At 45.7% G+C, this 25,147-nt stretch carries 20 protein-coding genes and 2 pseudogenes; 10 read left to right on the forward strand and 12 right to left on the reverse strand.

The genetic code is table 11. The annotated features are described in order from the left end of the window. The first annotated feature begins 12 nt into the window (after nt 1-12). Genes C8268_RS18300 through C8268_RS18315 form a run of 4 tightly spaced genes read left to right on the forward strand, consistent with a single transcriptional unit; the run spans nt 13 to nt 4,249 of the window. Nucleotides 13-783 carry an ABC transporter ATP-binding protein gene (locus C8268_RS18300; RefSeq protein ID WP_106768995.1) on the forward strand — a complete coding sequence of 257 codons (771 nt, stop codon included), beginning with the start codon at nt 13-15 and terminating at the stop codon, nt 781-783. Next, on the forward strand, nt 758-2,701 hold the full coding sequence (locus C8268_RS18305; protein WP_106768996.1) for an FtsX-like permease family protein: 1,944 nt from the start codon (nt 758-760) through the stop codon (nt 2,699-2,701). Before C8268_RS18300 ends, C8268_RS18305 begins: the two co-directional genes overlap by 26 nt. A gap of 48 nt (nt 2,702-2,749) precedes the next feature. Beyond that, nucleotides 2,750-3,361, forward strand: coding sequence for a DedA family protein (locus C8268_RS18310; protein ID WP_106768997.1), 612 nt, complete (start codon nt 2,750-2,752; stop codon nt 3,359-3,361). Nucleotides 3,362-3,406: 45 nt separating this feature from the next. Further along, nucleotides 3,407-4,249: an undecaprenyl-diphosphate phosphatase gene (locus C8268_RS18315; protein ID WP_106768998.1), complete on the forward strand. Its 843-nt coding sequence runs from the start codon at nt 3,407-3,409 to the stop codon at nt 4,247-4,249. A 162-nt stretch (nt 4,250-4,411) separates the two neighbouring features. Here C8268_RS18315 and C8268_RS18320 read toward each other — a convergent pair whose 3' ends face one another. From C8268_RS18320 to C8268_RS18335, 4 genes are all read right to left on the reverse strand, one after another. Then, the gene (locus C8268_RS18320) at nt 4,412-5,173 is read right to left on the reverse strand and encodes a hypothetical protein (protein WP_234032884.1); all 762 of its coding nucleotides are present in this window, start codon (nt 5,171-5,173) and stop codon (nt 4,412-4,414) included. 917 nt (nt 5,174-6,090) lie between these two features. Next, entirely contained in the window at nt 6,091-7,086 is a 996-nt protein-coding gene (locus C8268_RS18325; protein WP_106768999.1) for a Gfo/Idh/MocA family protein, read from the reverse strand. Next, a complete protein-coding gene (locus tag C8268_RS18330; protein WP_106769000.1) occupies nt 7,083-8,078 on the reverse strand; it encodes a Gfo/Idh/MocA family protein in 996 nt (331 codons plus the stop codon). The genes C8268_RS18325 and C8268_RS18330 overlap by 4 nt, the downstream gene beginning before the upstream one ends. A 174-nt stretch (nt 8,079-8,252) precedes the next feature. Beyond that, nucleotides 8,253-10,226 (reverse strand): methyl-accepting chemotaxis protein, encoded by a 1,974-nt coding sequence (locus C8268_RS18335; RefSeq protein WP_106769001.1) that lies wholly within the window; start codon nt 10,224-10,226, stop codon nt 8,253-8,255. Between the two features lie 282 nt (nt 10,227-10,508). Here C8268_RS18335 and C8268_RS18340 point away from each other — a divergent pair, with 282 nt between their 5' ends. Continuing rightward, a complete protein-coding gene (locus tag C8268_RS18340) occupies nt 10,509-11,924 on the forward strand; it encodes an NAD-dependent malic enzyme (RefSeq protein ID WP_106769002.1) in 1,416 nt (471 codons plus the stop codon). 69 nt (nt 11,925-11,993) lie between these two features. Here C8268_RS18340 and C8268_RS18345 read toward each other — a convergent pair whose 3' ends face one another. From C8268_RS18345 to C8268_RS18360, 4 genes are all read right to left on the reverse strand, one after another. After that, the gene (locus C8268_RS18345; RefSeq protein ID WP_106769003.1) at nt 11,994-12,689 is read right to left on the reverse strand and encodes a spore coat protein; all 696 of its coding nucleotides are present in this window, start codon (nt 12,687-12,689) and stop codon (nt 11,994-11,996) included. A 96-nt stretch (nt 12,690-12,785) separates the two neighbouring features. After that, on the reverse strand, nt 12,786-13,817 hold the full coding sequence (locus C8268_RS18350) for an anti sigma factor C-terminal domain-containing protein (RefSeq protein ID WP_158702770.1): 1,032 nt from the start codon (nt 13,815-13,817) through the stop codon (nt 12,786-12,788). Nucleotides 13,818-13,951: 134 nt separating this feature from the next. Then, nucleotides 13,952-15,370: an alanine/glycine:cation symporter family protein gene (locus tag C8268_RS18355; protein WP_106769005.1), complete on the reverse strand. Its 1,419-nt coding sequence runs from the start codon at nt 15,368-15,370 to the stop codon at nt 13,952-13,954. 192 nt (nt 15,371-15,562) lie between these two features. Next, nucleotides 15,563-16,333: a MerR family transcriptional regulator gene (locus C8268_RS18360; RefSeq protein WP_106769006.1), complete on the reverse strand. Its 771-nt coding sequence runs from the start codon at nt 16,331-16,333 to the stop codon at nt 15,563-15,565. A 270-nt stretch (nt 16,334-16,603) separates the two neighbouring features. On the opposite strand from C8268_RS18360, the pseudogene C8268_RS18365 reads away from it, so the two are divergent. After that, a pseudogene (locus C8268_RS18365) lies at nt 16,604-17,469 on the forward strand (serine hydrolase domain-containing protein). Nucleotides 17,470-17,504: 35 nt separating this feature from the next. Here the strand turns inward: C8268_RS18365 and C8268_RS18370 are convergent. Continuing rightward, on the reverse strand, nt 17,505-17,867 hold the full coding sequence (locus C8268_RS18370) for a hypothetical protein (protein WP_106769007.1): 363 nt from the start codon (nt 17,865-17,867) through the stop codon (nt 17,505-17,507). Nucleotides 17,868-18,343: 476 nt separating this feature from the next. On the opposite strand from C8268_RS18370, the pseudogene C8268_RS23235 reads away from it, so the two are divergent. The 4 genes and pseudogenes from C8268_RS23235 to C8268_RS18390 form a co-directional block, all read left to right on the forward strand. Beyond that, nucleotides 18,344-18,706 (forward strand): annotated as a pseudogene (locus tag C8268_RS23235) (Gfo/Idh/MocA family oxidoreductase); the annotation flags it as partial. Nucleotides 18,707-18,727: 21 nt separating this feature from the next. Continuing rightward, nucleotides 18,728-19,456, forward strand: coding sequence for a ThuA domain-containing protein (locus tag C8268_RS18380; RefSeq protein ID WP_106769008.1), 729 nt, complete (start codon nt 18,728-18,730; stop codon nt 19,454-19,456). A gap of 18 nt (nt 19,457-19,474) precedes the next feature. After that, nucleotides 19,475-20,569 (forward strand): Gfo/Idh/MocA family protein, encoded by a 1,095-nt coding sequence (locus C8268_RS18385; RefSeq protein WP_106769009.1) that lies wholly within the window; start codon nt 19,475-19,477, stop codon nt 20,567-20,569. Between the two features lie 272 nt (nt 20,570-20,841). Beyond that, on the forward strand, nt 20,842-21,651 hold the full coding sequence (locus tag C8268_RS18390) for an AraC family transcriptional regulator (protein WP_106769010.1): 810 nt from the start codon (nt 20,842-20,844) through the stop codon (nt 21,649-21,651). Nucleotides 21,652-21,748: 97 nt separating this feature from the next. Here C8268_RS18390 and rbsB read toward each other — a convergent pair whose 3' ends face one another. Genes rbsB through C8268_RS18405 form a run of 3 tightly spaced genes read right to left on the reverse strand, consistent with a single transcriptional unit; the run spans nt 21,749 to nt 25,138 of the window. Further along, on the reverse strand, nt 21,749-22,672 hold the full coding sequence (gene rbsB / locus C8268_RS18395) for a ribose ABC transporter substrate-binding protein RbsB (RefSeq protein ID WP_106769011.1): 924 nt from the start codon (nt 22,670-22,672) through the stop codon (nt 21,749-21,751). 14 nt (nt 22,673-22,686) lie between these two features. Next, a complete protein-coding gene (gene rbsC / locus C8268_RS18400) occupies nt 22,687-23,655 on the reverse strand; it encodes a ribose ABC transporter permease RbsC (protein ID WP_106769012.1) in 969 nt (322 codons plus the stop codon). 1 nt (nt 23,656) lies between these two features. Continuing rightward, nucleotides 23,657-25,138 (reverse strand): sugar ABC transporter ATP-binding protein, encoded by a 1,482-nt coding sequence (locus C8268_RS18405; RefSeq protein ID WP_106769013.1) that lies wholly within the window; start codon nt 25,136-25,138, stop codon nt 23,657-23,659. Nucleotides 25,139-25,147: the final 9 nt, after the last annotated feature.

The following is a 25,147-nucleotide window of genomic DNA, read 5'->3' on the forward strand; positions in this document are numbered from 1 at the left end:
GTGTGAGCATGAGTGCCTATTCTAGACGTAAAGCATCTTACAAAAATATACGAAGGGCCGGTAGCACTTCAAGCTCTGAATAACATCCACTTTTCGGTTGAACGGGGCCAATTCGTTGGTATCATGGGCCCTTCCGGCAGCGGAAAAACAACGCTCCTCAACCTGATTGCAACGATAGACCAGCCAACAGCCGGTGAAGTGAACATCAACGGGCGCAACCCGCATCTATTAAGCCGGAAGGAAGCCGCACTGTTTCGGCGCCGGGAGCTGGGGTTTGTGTTTCAGCACTTCAATCTACTGGACACGCTGACCGTGGAGGAGAACATCGTTCTCCCTCTTACGCTGGAAGGGGAATCCTTTTCCGAAATGAACAACAAGCTGAGTGAAATTGCAGACAAGCTCGGAATCGGGTCCATTTTGAACAAACGCACGTATGAGATTTCCGGAGGACAAATGCAGCGAACAGCGATTGCGCGAGCGCTTATTCAGCAGCCTTCTCTGATCCTGGCCGATGAGCCGACCGGAAATTTGGATTCCAAAGCATCCAAGGATGTGATGCAGACCCTCTCAGGCATGAGCAAAGAGGCATCTGCCACCGTGCTGATGGTTACCCACGACCCGGTAGCAGCCAGTTACTGTGACCGAGTCTTGTTCATTAAAGACGGTCAGCTTTATAATGAGATATACTGCGGCAACAACCGACAGGCCTTTTTCCAGAAGATCATCGACATGCTTGCCCTGCTCGGAGGAGGGAGCCATGACCTTTCGGCAATTCGTTTTTAGAAATGTAGTTCGGAACAAGCGTACTTATGCCGCTTACTTTCTAAGCAGCTCTTTTTCGGTCATGATCTTTTTTGTTTGCGCGCTGTTCATATATAACCCGATGATTACGGACGAAACGTTCTACCCTGCCGTTGTACAAGCGATGACGGGGGCCGAGCTCATTATGTATATCTTCTCGTTCTTCTTCGTGCTATACTCGGTAAGTTCGTTTCTTAAAACGCGAAAGCGAGAGTTCGGCGTCCTGTTTATGCACGGGATGACTCAAAGCCAATTTAACAAAATGGTTTTTCTCGAAAATATGATTATCGGCATCGGCTCTATTTTGACCGGGATGACGGCTGGCGTGATGACAGGCAAGCTGTTTTTGATGGCCGGATCGGCCTTTCTCGGCGTTCCTGCCCTGCCATTTCATTTGTCGCTGCGAGCGGTCGGACTAACCGTGGGCGGTTATATACTGCTGTTTGCCCTGATCTCGCTCTTTACATCCTTGCTGCTTCGTCCGGTTGCTCTGATTGAATTGTTCCGCTCCGGGCAAAAGCCAAAAGCCGAGGCCAAAGTGTCATCGCTTCTGTCGCTGCTGGCTGCAGCACTTTTACTGGTCAGTTATTACCTTGCGGCAACGACAACAGCTGCTTCTCTTATTTACCGAATGTTTCCCGTGACCTTGATGACCATCATGGGTACATATTTGCTTTATACACAGCTCAGCATTTATCTTATACGAGTATTGAAGCACAACAGACGGTTCACTTGGAGTCGGACTCGGATGATCTCACTCTCAAGCCTGGATTATCGCTTAAAAGATAATGCACAAATGTTGTTTATGGTAACGATCGTGCTTGCTGTTTCTTTCTGTTCTGTCGGTGTGTTCGCTTCCATACCTGTGCTAACGAAGCAATTTAACGAGGATTATCCTGCAGCAATAGGCTACATGGCTAAGGAAGGCGATCCTTTGGAGTATGAACATCTTCAGGACATTCGGCAGGAACTAAACGAAAGTTCCGTTCCGTTTGAATCCATCACCTTGCCGATTAAATACGTTGAGGTTGTATCTTCAACGATTAAAAATCCCCCGGTTACTCTCCCGCTGTTGTCATTTTCCGATTACAGGAGGGCAGCTGAGATGGCCGGATTTTCTTTTGATGAGGAGCCCTTGAGCGAAAACGAAGCTCTGGTGCTTGTCAGTTCGCAGAACAACCGAACTCATATCAAGGAACGTGCTCAGGCATCTTATACGCTCCGCGGTGTTGAAGATACGTTTACAGAAATCGGTTATACCCGGCATGTGGCCATTCCGGAATATCTGCTGCCTGAGCTCGATGAGAACTCATTGCTTGGCGGTCTTGTTATCAGCGACTCCCAATTCCAACAGTTCACATCACCGGAAAAAACCGATCGATATACAGGCTTTTATGTTGAAGATTTCCGTCAGACCGAAGACATTGCATCCCATATGACAAACAACGGGGCTGTCCGGTACGAGATGGATAAATCGTATGCACTCACTGTCAGCGGAACGCTATTTGCCGTTAGAAGCAGTCAATACAGTATGATGCTGTTCGCAGCCCTGCTCGTAGGCACTGTATTCTTCATCGCAGCCGGCAGTTTTCTATATTTCCGGTTGTATGCAGATCTCGATTATGATTTTCGATACTACGCTACGATATCAAAAATCGGGCTGACAGATCGTGAATTCAGCCGGATCGTTACAGGACAGCTTGCTCTTCTGTTTTTCGTGCCGATTGGTACGGCAATTGTTCATAGTATTTTTGCATTTATTGCGCTGCAGAGCTATTTCTTCCTTTCGATTGCGGCAGAGATGGGCATCGTGCTTGTCGGCTTTTTGATTGCACAGATTTTATACTTCCTGTTCATTCGAAGCCAATACCTGCGAAAGCTCAAGAAAGTGCTTGTATAACGCCGCTATAAATACAATCTTGTTTATGTAATGAAAGAGGTGTACGCATTGGAGAACTGGATTACACAGTTTATGGAGCAGTTCGGTTACATGGGGATTTTCCTCATGATCGCACTGGAAAACTTATTCCCGCCAATACCGTCGGAAGTCATCCTAACCTTTGGCGGATTTATGACAACCTACACGAGTCTTACCGTTCCCGGTGTCATTATAGCAGCTACGATCGGCTCAGTTATCGGAGCCATTATATTGTATGGTATCGGCTTGCTGCTTGATGTGGAAAGACTGGAGAAAATTATAGACCGCTGGGGTCACATCCTTCGGGTCAAAAAAGAAGACATTCACAAAGCGGACTCCTGGTTTGACAAATATGGGCATTGGACTGTATTTTTCTGCCGCATGGTTCCTCTGATCCGCAGCCTGATCTCCATTCCGGCAGGTATGTCTAACATGAAATTTGGATTGTTCCTGGTGTTTACTACAAGCGGAACATTGATCTGGAACATCATTCTCGTATCTCTTGGCGCTATGCTCGGAGAGTCCTGGGAAGACATCGTGGCCTTTATGGATGTATACTCTAACATAGCTTATGCCGTTATCGCAGTGGCAGCGATCGTATTCATCGTACTCTTTATTCGCAAGTGGAAGAAATCCAGTTAACGAGGACTTGTACTATTATTCAAAGCAAGGGAGAGATTCGCCTTTATGGATTTTATTATGTTTATGAAAGCCGTTATACTCGGCATGGTAGAGGGCTTGACTGAATTTGCCCCTGTATCCTCTACAGGCCATATGATCATTGTTGACGATATGTGGCTGCAATCTGAATTGTTTCTCGGTAAATATGTTGCCAATACGTTTAAAGTCGTCATTCAGCTGGGCTCAATTCTCGCTGTACTTGTCGTATTCAAGGATCGGTTTCTGGACCTGTTGAACATTAAACGCAAAAAACCCGAGCAAGGTGCTCCTACCGAGTCCGGACGTTTGAAGCTGACCCAGGTTATTGTCGGATTGATTCCGGCCGGAGTGCTCGGAGTATTGTTCGAGAACTATATCGATGAACACCTGTTCTCAACAGAAACGGTATTGATCGGTCTGGTCATCGGCGCTATTTTCATGATCATTGCAGACAAATTCAGCAGCAAAAAAGAACCTGTTACCGTTACAGTCGATCAAATCACATACAAACAGGCATTCAGCGTCGGTTTGATTCAGTGTTTATCTCTTTGGCCAGGATTCTCGCGTTCAGGTTCCACCATTTCCGGCGGTGTTATGCTGGGGATGAACCACCGCACTGCAGCGGACTTCACCTTCATTATGGCTGTACCCATCATGTTTGGTGCAAGCTTCTTATCCTTACTGAAAAATATGGAGTACTTCTCAATAGATGCTCTGCCGTTCTTTATCGCAGGCTTCATCAGTGCATTCGTGTTCGCGCTCATTTCGATCCGCTTCTTCCTGAAGCTGATTAATAAAATCAAACTCGTACCATTCGCCATTTATCGTATTGTGCTGGCTACAGTCATTTATTTTGTATGGTTTTTCTAATCCACAAATTTCAAAAAAAGACGTTCCCAAGGTTATTTTGACCTGAAGGGAGCGTCTTTTTTATTTTGTTTAATTCATTTATTTTGAGGTAATCCGTTCTTAAATTCACAACTTTCTCCCTTACATAGGATAGTAACACCTTTCGCCAATTTCATAAATAATTCAGCCTGCTTGACCAAAAAAATAGAATACATAAACCAGCAGGATGGACAAAATCACCGTAAATAAAACATTTCTCAAAGCAGGCTTTGGACCGTCTCGCAATACCTTTACTCCATGCGGTATAAATGCCAGACACAGACCAGCAACGGCCACTACAGAAAACACAGTAGTTCCCTTTAATACACCCAGTGGAAGTGAAGACATCAACGCTAGTGCAATGGCACTTACAAGATTCAATGTATTTGACAGATACGCACCTATGGCAAGTACAACCCACCCCAAAAGTATTGCGAGATTCAGCATGCTGAAAATATGGTAAGCGCCATAAGACTCGGCAACGGCATTTATGGCCGAATCCAAGCCTTGAATACGTACAAGTTGAAACGACAAATGGTCAACACCGGCATGAAACGTTCGAGCAAAAAGCCCGAATATAACAAAGCAGCCACCCCATGTGGCCCAGCCAGGTCTTGTCTTATGAATGGACCTGATTACTGTTAATACTGCCGGCCATAACAGAAGGATTCCAGCATTATAAGCACTGAACGACCAGAACATCAGCTGCGGATGCTCTTGATAAGCTATTAGTTGCTCTGGAAAGAAAAAATGAAACCGAATCCTCAATAACACTCCAATAAGTAAAAGGATCGGGCCTAGTATCAATGATATACCGCCGATCCATCTTCCGGGAAATCCACTGCTTCCTCTTTCGCTATTTATATTTGTTAAATCGATTTTTACGTTGTCTTGCATATTTCCCATAAAAGGACCTCCTTGAAGTTCGATGCCAGGTGAAAAAACAGTTTGAAATCCCAGGAAAATTCAAAAACCCCAACCCCCTCTTGCTAGGTCCTGCTTAATGGGGCCATCGGCAAACTTATCATATTTATCACTAGATAGGAATGACTAGTCATGTGGAAATCCTCAGTGCGGGAATAGCTACCTGGACTATATTAAAAAAACGGAGCAGTTCTGTCAACTGCCCTACTATTTCACTTCCTACCAAAGGTGTATCCGATATTGGATGAATTGCAGATATTCCCAGCATGGAAAGAAACGCGACTAATTAACGCACCTACGAAGAGTGTGACAAGAGAGTGATTTTTTACAGTCAAGCGCTAAAACAAATTTTAATACACGCACCCACATAGGGTGCGACACAAGCTGAAAAGAATGAATTGCCAAACCTCATAGATTTCAATCCACGCACCCGCATAGGGTACGACAGAATTCCCAGAGTACGGTACAGAGGAGTATGAGATTTCAATCCACGCACCCGCATAGGGTGCGACTCTTATATGCCTGGTACTTAGACGAATGTGATCGGATTTCAATCCACGCACCCACATGGGGTGCGACAGGGAAATAACCTGATACTGGCTGTATCCCTTATAAATTTCAATCCACGCACCCACATAGGGTGCGACTCCGATTTTTGAGCAAAACATCTTTAAAAATCGTTTTTTTAACTAACGAAAACTCGATATTTGTCAAAAAAGGTCGAGCTCAAATTACTTTATATTCCAAATAATCTTTTTAAAGGTGTTTTTCAGGTGCGAATCCCCCGGGAAAATCATGTTCGCTTCACATTCGCACCGCAAAATCAGCAGATGTTCCGTAGAAAAGAGAGACAACAGAAATCCCTGCTTCAGGCAGACACCTTACTTCTTATTTACCTTCTATCCCTGCGGCTTTAGTTGTACAGGTCGGCCTGTACGGGCAGATTCGTAAGCGGCAAGGCCGACACGAGCGGACATGTAGCCATCCTCACCCGTAACGCTAACGGGTTTGGCTTGAACAATGCTGTCCACAAAACTGTTAATCAGCTCGGTGTCCATATCATCTCCCCAGAAGCACCAGCTGGCTTTCTGATCTGCGTCGCTGTATAAATCATTCTTCTGGGCAAACGAATCGATGAAAAGCGATCCCTTTGTACCGATGACTTCCAGCGTCACATCGCCCCAGGTCGGGAAACTGCGGGATCTGGACCAGCTCGGGTCCAGCACAGCAAACACCCCATTCGCAAACTTCACATGCACCATCCCTGCGTCATCGATGTTCTCGTCATGAAATAACGTTTCAGCATGGGCATACACTTCCTCCGCCACGCTCCCTGTGAACCAATGCATCAAGTCCATAACATGGACGGTATGATCCAGAACTGCACCGCCTCCAGATAGTTCTTTCTCAATGAACCAGCCGCCCGGCATCGTGCCGCGATTGGTTCCTTTCATCGCGACGATATCCCCGATTTTGCCATCATCAATCGCCTGCTTCGCTTGACGAACCGCTGTCAGAAAGCGGCACGGGAATGCCGTCATCAGCTGGACTCCCTGCTCATGGCACACGCGGATCATCCGCAGCATTTCGTCTTCTGACAATCCAAGCGGTTTCTCACAGAGCACATGCTTGCCTGCTTCAGCTGATTTGATGGTAAGCTCCGCATGCCGGGCATTCTCCGAACAGATCACAACAGCATCAACGTCCTGTGCGAGCAGCTCGTTGTAATCTGCATAATAAGGGATTCCGTGTTCGGTAGTAAACGGGGCTACACGTTCCTCGTTCTCATCAGCGATACCGATGACCTCAACATCTGTTCTCAAGAGCATTGCGTTCAAATAGCTGGCAGCATGCATATGAGCAAAGCTGATAAAGCCTACTTTCATCTTATTCATAACGCATTCCCTCCCACTTGAACAGGTTGTCCTGTCTGAGCCGAGCGTTCACATGCTAAAGCAATCTCAACAGCTCTGGTAGCATCAGCTGCGGTGACGAGTGGCTCGCTCCCATTACGAATACACTCAATAAAATACTTCACTTCATTGTAATAAGGATCATGAACGGTCGGACTCGACGGCACTTGAACCGCTGCTCGCTGAACGCCTTCAGAAGCAATCTTCAGATCAAGCGACTGCACTTGGTTGCTGTCAAACTGAATGATCCCTCCTGTGCCGGATATTTCAAATTGAGTAGTAAATGGTCCTGCATATCCCCAAAATCCGGTCAAATTCGCGATGGCTCCACTAAAAAACTTCAGTGTTACCTGGGCATACTCCATCCCGGACAATGACGGCTCTGTAACCGAAGCATAGACGGATTCCACATCTCCAAACAGCCAGCAGGCATAGTCGATATCATGAATCATCAAATCCATAATGACTCCACCGCTCTTGGAGCGATCATGATACCAAAGATCTACTCCTTGCGGATAGGAAGCGAATCGTTTAAAATGCGCCATCTTGGGCACGCCGATTTTACCAGACTGCACCTGATCAAACGCATTTCGATAATTCGGAAAAAAACGAACAACATGACCGATAAACAGACGGACTCCATGCTTGTGGCACTCGGCTTCCATAGCTTTCGCGTCTTCAAGCGTCAGAGCCGCCGGCTTTTCACAAATGATATGAATTCCCCGTTTAGCAAGCTCTAAGGTAAACGATTTGTGCAGATAGGTCGGCACGCACACCGCTACCGTTTCGGGCTTCACCTCTTCAAGCATCTGCTCCCAATCCGTATACGCTGCCGCGCCGCAAGCTTCGGCTGCTCTATTCGCACGCTCAGCAATTAAATCCGCAACCGCGGACACGGTAACACCAGGCATCTTGCCTAAATTCCGGGCATAGATCATTCCCATCGTTCCACAGCCGATAATGGCAATGTTCATGGAAATTCCTCCATTCTATTTTCTCGAAAGCATCCATTTAAACCGCTAATTTCCTCATATACTCCTGTCCTAAACTATTCGATTCCATCTTATAAAAACCTTCCTCTAGAGCGGCATTTTATGATCGGAAAGACATGCTACGTCGTCCTTGCCAGAGAATTGGCAAACATCCCTCTATACTTTAAATTTGGAGAGCTCTTTGCGAAGCTCTTCCACAACAGCTTCCAGCTGATGCATGGAAGACGCGATTTCTTCAATGGAGCCGATCTGTTCTTCAGCAGCTGCAGCCGCATTGCTTGCGTCATCGGAAGTCATTCTTGCAATCGACTTCAATTCTTCAACCGAAGCGCTCACCTGCTCCGATCCAGCCGACATTTCCTCTGAAGCAGCAGACACCTCTACAATATGCTCGGCAACATTACGGGAAGCATGAAGAATGTTAGCAAACTTCTCACGCACCTCTTCAATCAATGCGACCCCTTCTTTCACTTCTTTACGGCTAGCCTCCATAACTTGAACCGCATTGATCGTATCTTCACGGATTTCCGTAATAATTCGTGCGATTTTATCTGTGGACTCTTCAGATTGTCCAGCCAGTTTCTTTACCTCCTCAGCAACAACAGCAAAACCGCGCCCATGCTCACCTGCTCTGGCTGCCTCGATCGAAGCATTCAAAGACAACAGATGAATCCGGGAAGTAATCTCTGTAATAAAGCTCAAAATCTCCTCGATCTCCTGAGATCGTTCACTAAGCTGTTCAATAGCAGCTCCTACCTTCGTCGTGCCTTCACCAATGCTTCCGATCTGAATAACGGTCTGCTCAACCACAGCCGCCCCCGTCTCTGCATGACCAGCTGCTTCCTGTGCAGACTCGGAAACTTTGGAAGAGGTTTCAGCGATTTTCATAATACCGCTGGACATATCATTCATCGACAATGCGATTTCTTCAGAACTTGAGGCGTGGGATCTCGCTCCATTTGCAATTTGTTGAATCGAGGAACCGATAATATGAACACTCTGTTTTGCAGTATCTATGCCGCTGGAAACGGTATGAGTTACATGGGTAACGCGGCTGGATGAATGAGTCACACCCTCAATCAGCTGCTTCAGATGGGACACCGTCTGATTAAAGTCATTGGACAATACCGCAATCTCATCTTCCCCTTGAACCTGAATACTCTTGGACAAATCTCCTTGAGCCACATCTTTAACAATCGAGTTCAGCTTCTGAACGGGACGAACCAAACGTGCGGTAAATAGATAAGCTGCCGCAGCCGTTACAATCAATGAAACAATCGATATCACAACAAGCGTATTGGTCAGCTTGCTGATCGGGGCATACAATTCATTGGTTGGAGCCACAACAAAAACCCCCCAGTTATGGGTTGTTGGTGCATAGGCCCCGGAGTAGGCCTGGTTGCTATCATGCTCTGTATATTCAAAAACACCTGATTTTCCCTGGATAACTTGTTCAAAAGCTGCGTTGATCTGATCAATATTTTGGTCCTGAATGGTTTTGTTCAGAACTAATTCCTCATCGGGATGCCAAAAAAAACGACCCGTTGAATTGACCAAAAACGCGTAACCAGTCTCACCAAACTTCTGATTGGATACGCTCTTCTGGACTTCATTGATCGGCAACGTCGCTCCTATATACCCGTACTGCTTTCCATCTTCCATTAGCGGAACAAGCAGCCTAAAGACAACGTTTCCGGTACGGCTCGATTCTGAAGGCTCGGAGACGACCACTTTTCCTTCTCCCTTACTCATCTCCTGATGATGAGAGCTGTCTGTATAGTCTTTCGTTTCTCCGAGAAAGTTGACAACGTTTTTCGTTGTAAGATCATGTGAAAACAGGAACGTTTCAAATTCCTTATTGGTCTCCTGCGCCTTCCTGATGATCTCCAAATCCTGTTCTTTATTTCCTGTAAACAGTTTGCCGATGGACTCCACTTTTTCAATTTTAGTATCAATAAACGCATTGATCTCAAGCGCCAAATTTTCTGCTTTCAGCGTTGCCTCTTCATCAATACTTTTCTGAAGCAGGTTAGAAGCACTCTTGTAGCTAACAATTGAAACGGACACCAGGCTAAACCACAGAAGCAGGCAAATCATAATAATTATTTTGTGCTTAATACTTTTAAGCATTGTAAAAGCCCCCCATAAATAGTACTTGTACCTGATCATTTGCCACTACGTCTAGAAATGTTTAAATCAATGATGCTCGGATCAATGCGCTTTAGAACCATATATTGCCTATAAGCTTTTTATCGGCTCCAGCAACCCCCTATTTAAGACAAAAATATGAATATATAATTAAATGATTATATTCCTTTTTACCTAATATACTGTGTAGAAAAAAAGGATTTTCTATTTTCTTCGCGAATTCCTTAACCGTAAATGATGTAATGATCATGATGGGAGGTAATTATGGATAACACTGGACTCGGAGGAAAAAGCATTATTCTTAGAATCGAAATGAATACGCAGGAAATTAAATTTGGGCAGGTCGCCTCCGCAATTTTTGAAGCTGGCGGCGATATGGTAGCGATTGACGTCATCCAGGCCAGCGGCCATCACACCGTCCGGGATATTACGATCACCGTAACGGACAGTGTGTACATCAACAAAATCACCAATTCCATCAAAAGCTTGCACGGCGTCCGCCTCGTTAACGTATCCGACCGTACCTTCCTGATGCATCTGGGAGGCAAAATCGAAACACAGCCTAAAGTACCGATTCAAAATCGTGAAGATCTATCACGTGTATATACACCTGATGTGGCCCGGGTATGTACAGCTATTCTGGAAGATCCTAAAAAAGCATATAATCTTACAATCAAAAGAAACACCGTTGCCGTCATCTCTGATGGAAGCGCTGTCTTAGGCCTGGGTAATGTCGGACCATATGCAGCTATGCCCGTCATGGAAGGAAAATCGATGCTGCTTAAACAGTTTGCCGGAGTCGATTCTTTCCCGATCTGTCTGGATACGCAAGATACGGAAGAGATTATCGCCTGCATTAAAGCCATCGCTCCTGCTTTTGGCGGCATCAACCTGGAGGATATCGCCTCCCCCCGCTGTTTCGAGATCGAAGAGCGCCTTCGTAACGAGCTGGACATTCCGGTCTTCCATGATGACCAGCATGGTACAGCCGTCGTACTGTATGCTGCTTTAATTAATGCGCTAAAAATCGTAGGGAAGTCCATCGATCAGATCAAGGTGGTCGTCTGCGGAATCGGGGCTGCGGGTGTAGCCTGCAGTAAAATTTTATTATCCGCAGGTGTTAAGGAAATCATCGGCGTAGATCGCGATGGTGCCCTTGCTTCAGGAAATACCTATGGCAACAGCATGTGGAAATGGTACGCGGAACACACCAATCCAGAGCGCATACAAGGTTCATTAAAAGAAGTCATTCAGGGAGCGGATGTCTTCATCGGTCTTTCAGCAGGCGGACTGCTTACCCGCGAAGATGTGATGACGATGAACGATAAGCCGATTATCTTCGCCATGGCCAATCCGAATCCAGAAATAAAACCGGAGGAAGTTGAGGATATTGCAGGCGTCATTGCGACCGGACGTTCAGACTACCCGAACCAGATCAATAACGTACTGTGCTTCCCTGGTATTTTCCGTGCTGCGCTGGACTGCCGTGCAACGACCATTAACGAAGAAATGAAGCTCGCTGCTGCCGAAGCGATCGCCTCTGCCGTATCTGACGAGGAGCGCAATCCTTCGTATATTATTCCAAGTGTCTTTAATCAAAATGTCGTCAAAGCAATCCGTGAACTTGTTGTGAAAGCAGCTATCAACTCCGGGGTTGCGCGTAGAATCCCGCGGGAATAGTTGCGAAAAGAGCAAATACAAAAAGGGTCACTCCGTAATAAAGGGGAGTGACCCTTCTTTGTCGTTACATTACATTTTGGAAGAAGATTGTGTTTCACTTGCATCGACTGAGTGAGTATAACTTTCAAAACGGTTCGAATCTGTCTGTCCAGCCATGAAAGACCCCTGATTTCCCATAGTATTGCCGTGCGAGTAATGTCCGGTCATCGCCGACTCGGGTGCAGGCTGATAAGTATTCAAATACGTCTGAGCTGTACCATGTTCAAAGGTAGGAACCGGATACTGCCCCTGCTCGTTCATGAACAAAAATACTTCATAAGCCTGGTTCACACAGCTGACGGCACTGTTCGTTAACGCCCGCCGCAGATTGATATCCGTGCATTCCAGCGCAGCTGTGGTGCAGTTTTTTGCACTGTTTTTGTGCGCAATAAGCATCGCCGAGGCAATTTCATTATCAGACAGAACCGCATCGGGATGAGGCGTAACCGTTTGAGGGTTATTGATCCCATATTGTACACTTTGTCCTTGCATGCCCGTTGAAGACATAGTGGGATTCATACGGGGGTTTGCTGACATACCGGTTCCACGTGTAAGTGCAACAACTTCATTATAGGAACGGATGCCTTCCTGTTGATGACGCTGAATCATGCTTTTCAACTGCGGATTTTTAACTTGAGACGCATAAAAACCCAAATGATTCATCATGTTCATTTTTTCTGCCAATACTTCATGGGTATCCATAACTTCATGAGCCCCAAACTTCATGGAAATCACTCCTTTGGTATAAGTTGTAGCCAAGGATAATCTTTCCGATCGAGGTAACAATTATTCACCTGCTGAATGTTTCAAATTTATAAAACACTACGGCAATTGTTTATTCCAGTTCCATACCTCAACCCGTCCAAGCCCGAATCTGCGAAACTCCGGTACCTCTTTCAGCTTCTCCAGCTCTCTTACGGGCCCGGTAACAGTAGCGCCGTGAACTTGAATACCGTTATGCTTCAGATAGGAAAGCCGCTGTTTATCCTCATGGACACCAAAATAATTCACTTCGCTTGTCAGCCACTCCAAGTCCTTCATCATTTGTTCTTCAGCAAGTGCTAGATCCTGTTTATTCAAACTAAGAGATTCTCCCCCTGCCGTTCCGTCTTCACGAAAAGTAACCAAGGGCCGGAGCGTTAAATGAGGAAAGTGAAGCATACCGACGGTTGATCCATAATTGGACACTTTCACTTCCTTCATTTCTCCGGAGTATACCGCCATTCCCGTGACCCAAAGATCATATTCAGACAAAATTTCCATTAGCTCCTTCGGTTCCATTCCTTTAACAAGTGAGAACCACATCTCAGCTACAAATCCGTCCTCTATATGGCCTAATCGTTCCATCTCGGAATCTTTTTCGCCAATGCGAATTGTTTCACTCCCCCCATAAATCGTGGTCATAGGAAATCCGATGAAAGGGCGTGTGTTCTCTCTTAAATATTTTTCATCTTCTTTAATCGAATAGCTGATCTCTCCGAACAAGCTTTTTTTCGCATGTAATTCACCTGTTATAACACTCCATCCACCGACCTGCCGATAAACCTTGGTTGTCATGGTTTGTTTCAAGAATGGGCTTAAGGAAACCACTCTAACGTTTTTGTCTATTTTCATCCCGCTCCCCTGCATCTCTGCCAAGGTAGCAGCTGCACGTATGAACTGAGCGTTTTTTCCTGATTTCTCGAAATACAATTGTGCTCCCCACATATAAATCGAATACAATAAAAACAACAGAAAAACAGCAGCTATGCCCCATCTGATTTTTCCGTCCCATGTTAACCGCTGCTTCTTATGTTCCAATAAATCCGGAGGGAAATTGTTGGTTCCGGAATTCCCCATCATTTCATCACTCATAAACGTATCCCACCTACCCTCTCCTCTATATAACATAACACCCCTTCCCCTTAAAATGTTAAAACACAGCACAAAAAACGCTGTATCTGCACCAAAAAGCCCAGCGCAAATACAGCGTCTCTATAATCAAAATGTCATTTCGTTTCTGTCGGGCTGTCATCCCAACACTCCACATTTGCAAGTCCAGGAATGCTGTTTTTCGTAAATACCGGGTCTTTCCCGGCTTTCCTCTGAGAGGTATAATCCTTGAGCGCAGCAAGAGCAGTTTTCGATAACAAAATGATCGCTATAAAGTTGACCGTAGCCATGAGACCCATAAATACATCGGCCATATCCCATACAAGCTTCACACTTGTAACAGAGCCAAATAGAACCATGCCGAGAACCGCTATCCGGTAAATCCAGATCCAAATCCGCCTGGAGTTTAGAAACTCGATATTGGTCTCTCCGTAATAATAATTGCCAAGCAGTGTACTGAAGGCAAATAGTAATATCATAATCGCGAGGAAATCAGCAGCCCAAGCCCCCATTTGCATCCCAAGCGCGGCCTGAGTAAGCTCGATTCCATCAAGCCCTGTCTGTTTATAGGCTCCTGTAAATAAAATGATAAATGCGGTGCTTGTGCAGATCACCAATGTATCAATGAGCACGCCAAGCGACTGAATGAGCCCCTGCTTTGCCGGATGGCTCGTTGTTGCTGTAGCAGCAGCATTTGGCGCACTACCCATACCTGCTTCGTTCGAGAACAATCCGCGCTTAATTCCGTTCATGAGCGCTGCACCGAACGCACCTCCTACTGCCTGCTCCAAGCCAAAGGCGCTTTTCACAATGACAGAGATGACTTCAGGAAGACGGCTTATGTTAGCCAGCATAATAAAGAGTGCTGCTCCCACATAAAGCATAGCCAGAACAACGACAATCCACTCTGACCATACGGCAATCCGTTTGACCCCGCCAAATATAATGACACCGAATATGATGGCCATAATAATCCCTAACGTCAAACGATCCATACCAAATGAGTTTTCAAACGCTACTGAAATGGTATTGGATTGAACTGCATTAAACACAAGACCAAAAGACAGCGTAATCAGCACCGCAAATAAAGCACCCATCCAGCGCTGATTGAGGCCAAGTTGCATGTAGTAGGCCGGACCTCCGCGGAAACCGCCGGTTTTTCCATCTCTCACCTTGTATATTTGCGCTAATGTACTTTCAATAAAGCTGGAAGCAGATCCGATAATCGCAATAATCCACATCCAGAACACCGCACCCGGACCGCCAAGCGATATTGCCAGCGCCACCCCGGTTATGTTCCCTGTACCGACACGCGCGGCCATACTGATCGCAAAAGCCTGAAACGATGAAATACTGCCTGGTGTTTTGTTTTTCGATTCCCGGATGACACGCAGCATTTCTTTAAATAATCGAATCTGCAAAAATCTGCTTCTGAAAGTAAAATAAAGTCCGCCACCAATAAGTAAAACGATTAACAGCCTCGACCAAAGGAAATCATTAATGATATTAATAATTGATTGAAGTGTTTGCTCCATATGATGTTCCTCTCTATTATTTTCTAATTATACATATTCTTTCTCAACGTAATATTATAACCTATACTATTGGGGTTGAAACAAGTGGGAAAACGTAGAATTTGATGCAATTTTCCCGTTATTCAGCTTTTTACTCAAAAAAAAGACCGTACGCTGACAAAATCAACGAACGGTCTTCGTGAAAAAATCATTTTATTTCTGTTGTTTCATCCCTGTATAAAAAAGAATCGCATCTCTTAAAAATTCGGCACTTCCCGGCTGCTCTGCATCATAATAAGCTTTAAAGCGCTCATCATCGACGTACATCTGAGCCAGGCCAGCATGCGCCTCTTTGCTGTATTCGGTCCAATAGAAGGTTAGCCATTGTTTATGCAAGTCTGCCGCCTTTTGTGCCAGCTCCCCTGCCGGATCGCCTTGCTTGAAAGCCGCAGCAAGCGTCTCCTTTACTTCTTCTGCGAGCCTGCTCACCCTCTCGTACTCTTCCTGCGTCATATTTTTCAGTTTGGCATTGGACTGATCAACGGTCTTATTCCCGTATTTCTCACGAATTTCTTTACCGTATTTCTTTTCATTATCATCTATCATGTTCTGCTTAAAGCCTTCAAATTTTTCCGGATCACTCATTATGATTCTCCCTTCCTTCGCTGCAATCGTCTTTTCCACATTAACAATCAGCAGATCCAACTGTCTTCTCTTGTCCAGAAGCCGCTCACGGTGCTGTTTAAGTGCGTATCCACTGTCAAAAGAGGGCGAGGTGATGATATGTTTAATCTGTTCAAGCTGAAGTCCCAGCTCTCTGTAAAACAGTATTTGCTGCAACTGCTCCACCTCGGACTGACCATAAATACGATAGCCTGACGAATTGATTCTTGCCGGCTTAAGAATGCCAATCTCGTCGTAATATCGCAACGTTCTTGTGCTGACTCCGGCCAGCTGACCCAGCTTCTGAATGGTGTATTCCATGAGTTCACCTCCTGACAACTTCACTGTACACCTTTACGTAACGTGAAGGTCAATATCTATTTTTCCCCGATTAACAAAAAACGTTCATGACATACTTCGCAGCAATGAAACTAACGTTAAACGAACATTTTTTTATTTTAAGTATTCCCAAATAGGGAACTTATGTTCTATAATAGAAAATATATTGGAACGGATTGGAAGGTATCAATAAGTCAAAATATGCATCTATATAAAAGCTTAGATTGAGCATTTAAGGGGGGAATTTTTGATATGGAACTGGCTATAGATATTCATGAACGGATGAAGCATTATAACGTATCCGGTTTAAGCATGGCTCTTATTCATCATGGGCAGATTAGCATGACAGAAGGCTTTGGGGTCCTTGAAGCAGGTGCTGATAACAAGGTAAATCGTCATTCTATTTTCAGTGCTTGTTCTATAAGTAAATTTGTATCGTCCATATTAGGCTTAATTCCACTCAAGGCATACCTTCAATGGTTGAGCTATTAACGGGAAGAACCTCTTATTGTAAAGATCCTATTACCGTTATGTATGAGCCAGGAAGCGACTTTCAATATTCAGACGCAGGCTTTTGCATCATACAGCTGCTGATTGAAGATGTGTGCGGCAAGCCATTTGAAGCTGTAATGAAAGAGCTTGTATTTGAACCAATACATATGAACAGTAGTGTATTGCATCCTTCCATATCGGCAGCCATGAGCCATCTATACTCTTGCGGACATAACAGAAATGGAGATCTGGTTGATGGCAAGCATCCTGTGTATCCTTATGCGGCAGCTTCAGGGCTTTGGACAACACCTTCCGATTTAGCTCTTTTGGCGATTGAGTTTATGAATTCCCTAAACAGCACAAGCAATATCGGTGTTTCTCAGTATAGTGCGAAAGAGATGATAACCTCCCAAGGCTGCCAATCATGGACTGGTCTAGGGCTTTTTCTGGATGATTCCAATCTTGGTATGAAAGCTTCTTCTCTCGGTTGGGGCGTAGGTTTTCAATGTATGCTGATCATGTATCCCTATTTAGAGACGGGTGCAGTGATTATGACAAATACCGATTCAGGTGTTCATCAGCTGCAGGGGATTATCGGTGAAATATTCCATTCTCTTAAACTTTAACTTTATCAAATAAAAATTATTCAAGCTGGTTAAGATCACGTTTTCTGCGTCGAGATCATATTGTCTATGAGCTGCTGCATCAAATCTACCTCGCTGATATCCTTACCTGCTGCTTTTTTAGCAGCCGCTTCTTCTTCAATTCCTTCGTTATCATTTTCTTCCATCATAGTGGTATTTACAGCCTTCTCATCTGGCTCTACGAAGCCTTCAACCTTCTGGTCTTTACGATCCTCTGCTTTTTTAGACTTGTCCGACATCGTTTGATTCGTAGTCTTGTTCGTGTTACTGAAGTTGTTGTCTGTACTGACACCTAATGAATCGTTTTGCGAACTTGTTCCTCCTAATACCAAGCTGGCCAGGACACTCCCGGTAATTAATGTTTTACCGATATAAATCATTCGTGATCGCTCCTTCATGCTGTTGTTTCTATCTTACAGTTCAAAGTATATCGACTTAACCTTAAACGGAACTTAATGTGACATTATTCGCTGATGAATCTGAGGTAAATATTTGATTAAAACGACTCTGGAACGAAAAAATATGACCGGCACTACAAATTTTGTCCATACCTAAACATAATCTGGCGAGAGTATTGCTCCAGCATTTCTTATAATGAAAGCGTTACTTATACCACGGCTTATATTAGATCTTTCATAGGGAGGTTTATATGAAAAAACTGCGTATTGGTATGATCGGATACAAGTTTATGGGAAAGCTCACAGCAACGCATACCGGGCTCTGCCCATGTTTTTCCCCATGCCGTAAAACCGGAAATGGCTGTGATTTGTGGTCGAAACAAAGACGCTGTCGAGCTGGCTGCATCTCAATTCGGATGGGCCGAAACGAAAAAACGACTGGAAAGCGCTAATCGCCCGCTGGTCACCGCTCCACCAATTCCTTTCAAATTAACGGCAGCCTGGGCAGCGTAAAATTTGATTTCGAACGCATGAATGAGCTTGAAGTATATTTCACTTCAGATGACGAGGACATTCAGGGCTTTCGCCGTGTACTTGCGACCGATCCGGCTCACGCCTATTCCGAAGCTTGGTGGCCTCCCGGTCATACGATCGGATTCGAGCATACATTCATTCATGAAATGCTGGAGTTTTACAGCGCTATTAAGAAAGACAGACAGCCTTCGCCGAATTTCCATGACGGCGTGAAATGCCAGGCCGTTCTCGAAGCGGTGGATCGATCTATAGCGGAACGTCGCTGGGGCAAAATCTCTGAACTATAACAACTAGGGAGTGTATCACAAATGAAAAAAGCACTGATCGTATGGGGCGGTTGGGACGGTCATGAACCGCAGCAAGTCGCTGAAATTTTCGCCAATATTTTAAAAAATCATCAGTTCAATGTAGAAGTCTCAGACACACTCGATGCTTTTGCCGATGGAGCCAAGCTGAAAAACCTGGACCTCATCGTTCCGGTATGGACGATGGGTCAGATTTCACAGGAGTACGTGAACAACGTCTCTGAAGCGGTACAGGGCGGAACCGGACTGGCCGGATGCCACGGCGGGATGTGTGACGCTTTCCGCAACAATGTAGACTGGCAGTTCATGACTGGTGGACAATGGGTAGCTCACCCCGGTAATGACGGTGTGAAGTATGCGGTGGAAATAAAACAAAGCACCAGCCCTCTTGTTCAGGGAATCGAAGATTTCGTCGTAGAATCAGAGCAATATTACTTGCATGTAGACCCGGCGGTAGAAGTGCTTGCCACGACCCGCTTTCCTGTAGCTGACGGTCCTCACCGCTTTAACAAAGCCGTAGATATGCCTGTTGTATGGACAAAGCGCTGGGGCCAAGGAAGAGTGTATTACAACTCGCTAGGCCACCATGCCGACATTGTTGAGCTGCCGATTGTCAAAGAGCTGATGACCCGCGGACTGCTATGGGCTGCTGAAGGGAAAGCAGTTGCAGATGGAAACGCAGACTCTGCTGCTAACCTTTATACCGGCATGGCCGACAGTCAAGTCGATTGATAAAAGGAGATCACTTACATGCAAACTATAAAAGTAGGAATTATCGGATGCGGAAATATTAGCGATATTTATATGGAGAACTGCAAAAAATTCGCAGTCCTTGATCTCATCGCCTGCGCAGATCTGAGTTTGGACAAAGCCCAAGCTCAGGCGGATAAACACAGCATTCCTGAGGTTTGTACCACAGAGGAACTTCTTGCCAAACCAGAGATCGATCTTGTCATCAATTTAACCATTCCGGCGGTTCACGCTGATGTAAGTCTTCAGATTTTAGAGGCTGGAAAGCATGTTTATGTTGAAAAACCGCTGGCTCTAACCCTTGAACAAGGCCGCAAGGTGCTGGATACAGCTGCCCAAAAAGGGCTGCTTGTCGGCAGTGCACCGGACACATTCCTCGGCGCTGGCATTCAGACCGCTGTAAAATGGATTGCTGATGGAGCGATCGGCCGCCCTGTATCGGCTACAGCGTTTATGATGAGCCGCGGCCACGAGCACTGGCATCCTGATCCGGAGTTTTATTACGCGGAAGGCGGCGGCCCGATGTTCGATATGGGGCCATATTACTTAACGGCGCTCATACAGCTGCTCGGCCCGATCCAGAGAGTTGCCGGCATTACAAGCAAGGCACTGACAGAACGTACAATTACGAGCGAGAAAAAGTATGGCAAAATCATCCCGGTAGATGTGCCGACCCATGTGGCCGGTACGATGCAGTTTGAAAGTGGAGCTGTCGCTACTTTAATTACGAGCTTTGATATTTTTGGAGGAAGCACGCTCCCGAAAATTGAAATTTACGGTACGGAAGGCAGTCTCATTGTGCCTGATCCGAACGGATTCGGTGGAAAGGTGATGTACCGGAAGCTTGGTCAGGAAGAATGGATCGAAATACCTCTGATCAAAGGATATGAAAGCAACAGCCGCGGGGTCGGCCCTGCCGACATGGCTGAAGCTCTGCTTCATCAGCGCAAACACCGTGCCAGCGGAGAGCTGGCCTATCATGTGCTGGAAGCGATGTGGGCGTTCCATCTCTCGTCCGATTCAGACAGTTACTATCATATGAAGAGCACATGTGAGCCTGCCGAACCGATGTCAGAGCTTTCGACTCACTCTTAAAACAATAGGATAAGTACAGTAAAACAGGTTCGGGGCTGTGATGCCCCGGACCTCTATTTGCGTTATGATGTCCGGATTTTCGAATTACTCCTGTCTTCACGATAATACTGGATTAACCGCCTCCATGTATGCTACATCGCACGCTGGGAGCTTACGCGCGTTCGCTACCTCTTCCACCCGGCTGGACAAATACAGATATCCTTCTTATGATGGAATTGCTGAAAGGCGTTTGTCCCTTCAGATCATACGATGTTTGGTGGTGCCAGTTAAGCATGAAGTTTTTTTATCAGAATTGGCAATTCGACCGTGAACGGCCGATGACGATTTTCTCCAGTAACAATATCAGATATCATGCACACTGCCATCCGGAAGTTGAGCTCATTTATGTCGTGTCAGGATCGTTGTCCATCGGCGTCAACGAAGAAAAACGGCTTGTTTCCGAAGGTGAGTTTGTCGCTTGCGGGAGCAATGACATTCACTACTACGAAAATGTCGGAATGGATTCGAACGTTCTCATCCTGATTTTTAAACCCGATCTGCTAGGAGCATTGCGAATTTGGCCTGATGAGTTCCAGTTCTCGTCTCCTTACCTGACCGACAAACTGAAAGCTCAGCCTTTGGGAGAACTCATGCACTCCATTCTTACGGAAAGCATGAAATCCAAACCAGGTTCTTCTTTCATCATCAGAGGATTAATCCTTCAGCTGTGCGGTTTGCTGCAGCGTTCAATTACTTCACTTCCTAAGGACAAAGAACCTCATGAACAAAGAGCCCGAATGCAAAAAATTCTATCCTACATAGAAGAAAACTGCTGTAGTGAAATAACATTGGAATCGATATCCCGGCATTTTAACATGGACCCACATCATTTTAGCCGGACATTTAAATCAACCCTTGGCATCAGCTTCAAAACTTATTTAAATACCGTCAGAGTTTCGTTAGCGGAGATTAAGTTGGAAACGACGGATGCAAGTATTACCGATATTGCATTGGAATGCGGATTTGCAAGCATCCGGACATTTAATCGGGTATATAAGTCATTGAAAGGACATACCCCTTCGGAGCTTCGCAAGAAAGTTTAAAATTGTTCTTTCGTAAATCGATCCGTCCTCGAATGAAGCAGCCGCTCAAGGATAAACCTTGAGCGGCCTGCTTTTTTTTTCGTTTTCACAATGACAATTATTGATTTTCTTTCGTTACCATTTTCAGTGGAGCAGGGATCGTATCCTCGACCTCTTTCCCCTCCAGCACATCTTTAGCTGCCTGAACAGCCAGTTGTCCGATCAGCTCAGGCTGTTGCGCTACTGTGGCTGTCAGCTTCCCATCATTAATAGAGTTAAGCGCATCCTCGTTACCGTCAAATCCGATGACCATAATATCCTTGCCTGAGCTTTGAATCGCTTCGATCGCTCCTAAAGCCATCTCATCGTTATGGGCAAAGACAGCCTCTACATCCGGATGGCCCTGCAACAAGTTTTCCATAACATTCAGCCCTTTGGTCCGGTCAAAATCAGCAGATTGCTTAGCTACCACGTCTAACTTCGTATCTGCTACGTCATGGAAGCCCTTGCCCCGTTCCCGGGTGGCTGAAGCTCCCGGAACACCTTCCAGCTCAATCACTTGGACGCCTTCACCAAGCTGCTCCACTATAAATTCAGCTGCCATTTGACCGCCTTTAACGTTGTCTGAAGCGACGAGAGCCTCCACATCTCCACTCTCAGCAGAGCGGTCGAGCGTAATAACCGGTATGCCCAAACTGTTGGCTGTCTGTACAACTGTGGAGATGGCCGAAGAATCCGTCGGATTAATCAGCAATACATGAACCCCTTGCTGAATCAGATCATCCACGTCATTGCTCTGCTTGGCCGAGTCGTTCTGTGCATCTACGATAACAACTTCCATGCCCAGCTTGGAAGCTTCTTCAACAACACCGTCTTTCAGCGATACAAAGAACGGATTGTTTAGCGTAGAGACCGAAAGACCGATCTTAACGTCTGTTATATCTCCGCCCGTTTTTGGTTTGGCCCACTCCGGCGGCTCTAACGAACATCCGGTTACGAAGATCAACATCAAGGACACAAGGAACAAAACAGTTTTTCTCATTGAAGTTCTCCCCCTTAAGCCGATTTCTTCCGGTCGAGCAAGACGGCAATCGCAATGACGATCCCCTTGACGACCATCTGATAGAAGGAATTGACACCAAGCAGGTTTAATCCGTTATTCAGCGTCCCGATAATGAGAACACCGATTAATGTACCTACAATCCGTCCGCGTCCACCCGACAGGCTCGTTCCGCCCAATACAACCGCTGCAATCGCATCCAATTCATACGATGTGCCAGCTGTTGGCTGTGCAGAATTCAGACGGGAAGTTAAGATCGCGCCTGCAAGAGCCGATAACATACCAGCCATGGAGTAAATCATGATTTTAACACGATCTACTTTAATACCGGAAACTAGCGAAGCCTTCTCGTTGCCGCCAATAGCGTAAGTTTTACGACCAAACGAGGTTTTATGCAAAATCACCCACAGTATGGAAAATGTAATGAGCATCGTAATAGCCGGTACTGGAATACCAAAGAAATATCCGCGACCGAATAACTGGAATGTAAGACTGTCGCCAAGGCCAGTAATCGGGTTACCGTTCGTATATACGAGTGTAAGTCCTCTGAAGATCGTCATCGATGCCAGCGTAGCAATAAAAGGAGCCATCTTGCCCTTGGTGATCATAAGACCGTTCATCATTCCCATCACACCGCCAAGCAAACAGCCAAGAATAATGGCCAGGATAGGATCAAATCCGGCTACCATCATATTAGCAACGAACGCACTGGACAGCGCCAACATGGAGCCGACCGACAAGTCAATGCCGCCTGTCAAAATAACAAATGTCATACCAAAAGCAATCAAAGCATTAATAGACACCTGACGAAGCAGGTTCATAATGTTAAGCGGTTCCAAAAAGCTCGGATTAAGAACAGAAACGATAACAATGAGAATGATCAGTCCGAGCAGCGGACCCAACTTTTGCATTATATTAGAAACTGCAAAACCTTTTCCTGCCTTAGCCTCATTTATCGTTGTCATTTTACTGCCCCCCTGTAGCCAAAGTCATGATATGTTCCTGAGTCGCGTGTTCACGATCCAGTTCACCAGAAATTTTACCCTCATGAACAACCAGAATCCGGTCGCTCATGCCAAGCACCTCAGGCAATTCCGAGGAGATCATAATGATCGCCACGCCTCTTTCCGTCAGCTCATTCATGAGCTGATAGATTTCTCTCTTCGCCCCGACATCGACACCGCGAGTGGGTTCATCCAAAATAAGAACTTTTGGACCAATCCCGATCCATTTCGCGATAACGACCTTCTGTTGGTTACCACCTGACAGATTGCGTGCAGCTGTCTCTGATGTGTGCATCTTGATTTGCAGACGACTTGCCAGCATATCGACAAATTCCTGCTCCTTCTTTCTAGAAATAAAACCTTTGGATGATAAACTGAATAAATTCGTTAACGCCATGTTTTCTCGGACCGAGAAATCAAGGACCAAGCCTTCACTTTTACGGTCCTCCGTAATAAATCCAATGCCATGCTTGAGCGCGTCATCCGGTTTTTTAATACTGACTTTTCGGCCGCGAATCCATATCTCACCACCATCCAGCGGGTCCAGACCGAAAATAGCTCTCATCATCTCCGTTCGTCCTGCCCCCATCAGTCCGGAAACACCAACAATTTCTCCGGCACGAACAGAAAAACTCACATCTTTGAACCGATCCTTACCAGAGATGTTCTTTACCTCAAGCACCACTTCTCCTACTTTCGGATGACGAGCCGGGTAGCGTTCGGTAAGCTCTCTTCCGACCATTTTTTTAACCACTTCATCAAAGCCCGTCTCCGAAATCGGTTTCGTATCTACCGTTTTACCGTCCCGCATAACCGTAATCCGGTCACAGATGGCAAAGATCTCTTCCATCCGGTGGGAGATATATACGATAGACACGCCTTCTTTCTTCAATGAATGGATCACTTCAAACAGCTTCTGAATTTCGCGCTCGGTCAGCGCAGCTGTCGGCTCATCCATAATGATCACCTTCGCATTCGTCATCAGTGCCTTTGCGATCTCGATCATCTGCTGCTGACCAACAGAGCATTCCCCCGCCTCTTGCGTCAAGGGAATCGTGACGGACAATTTGCGGAACTGTTCATTTGCAAGCGCCTTCATTTGATTCATATTTAAAAACCCGAATCTCGTTGTCCGTTCCTTTCCAATAAACAAATTGTCTAAAACGGTCATATCCGGCCAAATGTTCAGCTCCTGATGGATAAACGCAATGCCTCTTTCTTCGGCCTCTTTCGGGCTTGCGAAATACGTTTCCTGTCCATCGATCGTAATCATTCCCTCATCACGATGATGAAGGCCGGTCAAAATGTTCATCAACGTTGATTTTCCGGCCCCATTCTCCCCCATTAACGCATGAACTTCTCCTTCACGAAGATCAAAGTCTACGCCTGACAAAACACGGTTAGCGCCAAAGGACTTATGAATGTTTCTCATCTCGATGTTCATCACACATTC

Origin of the sequence: Paenibacillus faecalis (assembly GCF_900289175.1) — a bacterium.
Taxonomy (GTDB): domain Bacteria; phylum Bacillota; class Bacilli; order Paenibacillales; family Paenibacillaceae; genus Paenibacillus_AQ; species Paenibacillus_AQ faecalis.

Bases quoted from the DNA above. Each gene is read 5' to 3' on its own strand.
- C8268_RS18305 (WP_106768996.1), top strand. From the start codon at position 758: ATGACCTTTCGGCAATTCGTTTTTAGAAATGTAGTTCGGAACAAGCGT.
- C8268_RS18315 (WP_106768998.1), top strand. From the start codon at position 3,407: ATGGATTTTATTATGTTTATGAAAGCCGTTATACTCGGCATGGTAGAG.
- C8268_RS18320 (WP_234032884.1), bottom strand. From the start codon at position 5,173: ATGGGAAATATGCAAGACAACGTAAAAATCGATTTAACAAATATAAAT.
- C8268_RS18325 (WP_106768999.1), bottom strand. From the start codon at position 7,086: ATGAATAAGATGAAAGTAGGCTTTATCAGCTTTGCTCATATGCATGCT.
- C8268_RS18330 (WP_106769000.1), bottom strand. From the start codon at position 8,078: ATGAACATTGCCATTATCGGCTGTGGAACGATGGGAATGATCTATGCC.
- C8268_RS18335 (WP_106769001.1), bottom strand. From the start codon at position 10,226: ATGCTTAAAAGTATTAAGCACAAAATAATTATTATGATTTGCCTGCTT.
- C8268_RS18340 (WP_106769002.1), top strand. From the start codon at position 10,509: ATGGATAACACTGGACTCGGAGGAAAAAGCATTATTCTTAGAATCGAA.
- C8268_RS18345 (WP_106769003.1), bottom strand. From the start codon at position 12,689: ATGAAGTTTGGGGCTCATGAAGTTATGGATACCCATGAAGTATTGGCA.
- C8268_RS18350 (WP_158702770.1), bottom strand. From the start codon at position 13,817: ATGAGTGATGAAATGATGGGGAATTCCGGAACCAACAATTTCCCTCCG.
- C8268_RS18355 (WP_106769005.1), bottom strand. From the start codon at position 15,370: ATGGAGCAAACACTTCAATCAATTATTAATATCATTAATGATTTCCTT.
- C8268_RS18360 (WP_106769006.1), bottom strand. From the start codon at position 16,333: ATGGAATACACCATTCAGAAGCTGGGTCAGCTGGCCGGAGTCAGCACA.
- C8268_RS18370 (WP_106769007.1), bottom strand. From the start codon at position 17,867: ATGATTTATATCGGTAAAACATTAATTACCGGGAGTGTCCTGGCCAGC.
- C8268_RS18380 (WP_106769008.1), top strand. From the start codon at position 18,728: ATGAAAAAAGCACTGATCGTATGGGGCGGTTGGGACGGTCATGAACCG.
- C8268_RS18385 (WP_106769009.1), top strand. From the start codon at position 19,475: ATGCAAACTATAAAAGTAGGAATTATCGGATGCGGAAATATTAGCGAT.
- C8268_RS18390 (WP_106769010.1), top strand. From the start codon at position 20,842: ATGAAGTTTTTTTATCAGAATTGGCAATTCGACCGTGAACGGCCGATG.
- rbsB (WP_106769011.1), bottom strand. From the start codon at position 22,672: ATGAGAAAAACTGTTTTGTTCCTTGTGTCCTTGATGTTGATCTTCGTA.
- rbsC (WP_106769012.1), bottom strand. From the start codon at position 23,655: ATGACAACGATAAATGAGGCTAAGGCAGGAAAAGGTTTTGCAGTTTCT.
- C8268_RS18405 (WP_106769013.1), bottom strand. From the start codon at position 25,138: ATGAACATCGAGATGAGAAACATTCATAAGTCCTTTGGCGCTAACCGT.